Origin of the sequence: Streptomyces phytophilus, assembly GCF_013870535.1 — a bacterium.
GTDB classification, from domain to species: domain Bacteria; phylum Actinomycetota; class Actinomycetes; order Streptomycetales; family Streptomycetaceae; genus Streptomyces; species Streptomyces phytophilus.
The window spans coordinates 1-2849 of record NZ_JACBXC010000798.1; the positions used below are offsets into that span (position 1 = coordinate 1).

General features: G+C 71.6%; 2 protein-coding genes. One reads left to right on the forward strand and one right to left on the reverse strand.

Features of this window, described 5'->3' with window-relative positions:
- Positions 1-61: 61 nt before the first annotated feature.
- Positions 62-1585, reverse strand: coding sequence for a S8 family peptidase (locus tag H5J30_RS25405; protein ID WP_181789678.1), 1524 nt, complete (start codon positions 1583-1585; stop codon positions 62-64).
- 270 nt (positions 1586-1855) lie between these two features.
- On the opposite strand from H5J30_RS25405, the gene moaA reads away from it, so the two are divergent.
- Complete coding sequence (gene moaA, locus H5J30_RS25410; RefSeq protein WP_181789679.1) at positions 1856-2845, forward strand: GTP 3',8-cyclase MoaA; 990 nt, start codon at positions 1856-1858, stop codon at positions 2843-2845.
- Positions 2846-2849: the final 4 nt, after the last annotated feature.

Below are 2849 nucleotides of genomic sequence, written 5' to 3' on the forward strand. Positions count from 1 at the left end.
GCGCCCTGAGGCACCGCAGCCCGGCCCGTCGGCCGCCGGTGGTCACGTCACCGGCCGGCCCTCATCGCCGTACGGCGTCGTACGCGTCGACGATGCCCGCTCCGTAGAAGCCGTTGTTGCGCTTGCTGCCGGTGCAGGTGGAGTCCTCGACCCCGTTGCCGTCCGGGTCGTAGAACTCCGGGCAGCCCGGGTTGTCCGCCTGCGACTTCATCATCATGTGCAGCGCCGTGGGCGAGACCCGCGGGTGCTTGCTCTTGATGAGCGCCGCCACGCCCGCGGCGTGCGGGGTGGCCATCGAGGTGCCCTGCAGCCAGCCGTACTTGTTCTCCGGCAGCGTCGACAGGATGCGGCCGTTCTTCGACGGCGTGTCCGGGATCTGGTAGCCGTCACCGCCGGGGGCGGCGACGTCGACGACCCTCTTGCCGTAGCTGCTGTAGTACGACTTGTCGTCGTCCACGCCGGTCGCCGAGACGGTCACGATGCCGGGCAGCTGCGTCGGGATGTCCCAGCACTCGGACGGGTCGATCGTGCGGTCACCGGGCGTGGTGTCGTTCGGGCTGGAGTCGTCCAGGATCTCGTCGGAGGCGAGGTCGTGGTTGGAGTTGCCGGCCGCGGCGAGGTGCAGGGTGCCCTTGCCCATCGCGTACAGCGAGGCCCGGTTGACCGCGTCGACGATCGCCCGCTGGTCGGGATCGTCCAGGCAGTTGTAGAGCCACGGGTCGACGTAGTAGCTGTTGTTGGTGATCTCGATGCCGTTGTCGCCGGCGAAGACGAAGGCGCAGACGACGGCCTCGGCGTAGAACAGCGCGGTCTCGGGCTCGCTCACCTTGAGCGAGGCGACCTTGACGCCGGGCGCGACGCCGGCCACGCCGACGCCGTTGCGGTCGGCGGCGATCTCACCGGCGACGTGGGTGCCGTGGTAGTCGCCCGCCGGGTCGTAGGGCCGCCAGGCGCCCTCGGTGGTGTCCGCGACGCCGCCGACGCAGTTGGCGGACTGCTTGGCGGAGAAGTTGGCCTTGAGGTCGGGGTGGGTGTCGTCCACGCCGGTGTCGATGACGCCGACGGTGACGTCACTGCTGCCGGTCGAGATCTTGTGCGCCTTGTCGGCACCGATCGCCGGCAGGTCCCACTGTTCGTTCTCCAGCGGCTCGACGTCCGGGTCCTGCGAACGGGCCTTGGCGGCGCCCTTGTAGACCTCCGGCGCGCTGGTCTCCAGCGTTCCGCCGGGCGTCAGCGGCGCGGTCCGGCTCGCGCCCGCGGACTGCACGCCGCGCACGCCGCGCAACTCGGCCGCGAAGTCCGGGTCGGTGGAGTGGGCGACGATCACGCCGATCTTCTTGTGCGTGACGACCACCGAGCCGTCCGCGTCCGCAATGGCGTCCTCGACCCGGGCGATCGTCTTGCCGTCGGGCTTCGTGTTGACCACGTACGAAAGGTTCTCGCCGGCCGCGGCCCCGGCACTGCTGCCGGGCTCCGGGGCCGACGCGGCGGAGGCCGCCCCCGGCAGGAGGCCGAGCGCCGCCGCGAGGGTAAGCCCGAGGGGCACTGCCAGCAGGCGCCGGCCGCGGGGTCGGAGATGAGTCATGGGATCTCCAGATCATCAGTCAGGAATCCGCCGCGGACACTTGCCGCGGTCAGGTACACGGCAAGCGAACGTAGCGCTGATCACCCGTGGCCATCAATACATCGCCATGCAGTGTCTTTTGGCGTGTCGGCCACGCCGGACGCTTCCGGCACAGCCGTCACGCGCGTGTGACGGAACGTTTCGGCCACGGGCTCTCAACAAACTGTTGAATGTCGGTGGCCTGGCGTAGGCTGCCAGAGGTCAGGTACCGCCGTGGGAGGGGCCGTCGCCATGCTGCGTGACACCTATGGGCGAGTCGCCACAGACCTGCGCGTCTCGCTCACCGACCGCTGCAACCTGCGGTGCACGTACTGCATGCCGGAGGAGGGGCTCCAGTGGCTCGGCAAACCCGAGCTGCTCACCGACGACGAGATCGTCCGCCTCGTCCGCCTCGCGGTCACCGAACTGGGCGTGACCGACGTGCGCTTCACCGGCGGCGAGCCGCTGCTGCGCCCCGGGCTCACCGGCATCGTCGAGCGCTGCGCCGCGCTCGCGCCCCGCCCCAAGCTCTCCCTGACCACCAACGGCATCGGCCTGGAGCGCACGGCCCCGGCGCTCAAGGCCGCGGGCCTGGACCGGGTGAACGTCTCGCTGGACACCCTGCGGGCCGACGTGTTCCACCGGCTGACCCGCCGCAGGCGCCACGGGGACGTGCTCCGCGGCCTCGCCGCCGCGCGGGCCGCCGGCCTGGAGCCGGTGAAGGTCAACAGCGTGCTGATGTCCGGGTTCAACGAGGACGAGGCCCCCGACCTGCTCGCCTGGGCCGTCGCCGAGGGGTACGAGCTGCGCTTCATCGAGCAGATGCCCCTCGACCCGCAGCACGGCTGGCAGCGCGATGGCATGATCACCGCCGGCGACATCCTCGCCTCCCTGCGGACGCGCTTCACGCTGACCCCCGAGGGCGAGACGGAGCGCGGCTCCGCGCCCGCGGAGCGCTGGCTCGTGGACGGCGGCCCGGCCCGCGTCGGCGTCATCGCCTCCGTCACCCGCCCCTTCTGCCGGGCCTGCGACCGCACCCGGCTGACCGCGGACGGGCAGGTGCGCAACTGCCTGTTCGCGCGCGAGGAGACCGACCTGCGGGCCGCGTTGCGCTCCGGCGCGCCGGACGAGGAGGTGGCGCGGCTGTGGCGGGAGGCCATGTGGGGGAAGAAGGCGGGCGCCGGTCTCGACGACCCGTCGTTCGTCCAGCCGGACCGGCCGATGTCGGCAATCGGCGGTTGACGCG

What these genes read in the sequence shown, in the direction of transcription:
- moaA (WP_181789679.1), top strand. Translation starts at nt 1,856, where the DNA reads ATGCTGCGTGACACCTATGGGCGAGTCGCCACAGACCTGCGCGTCTCG.
- H5J30_RS25405 (WP_181789678.1), bottom strand. Translation starts at nt 1,585, where the DNA reads ATGACTCATCTCCGACCCCGCGGCCGGCGCCTGCTGGCAGTGCCCCTC.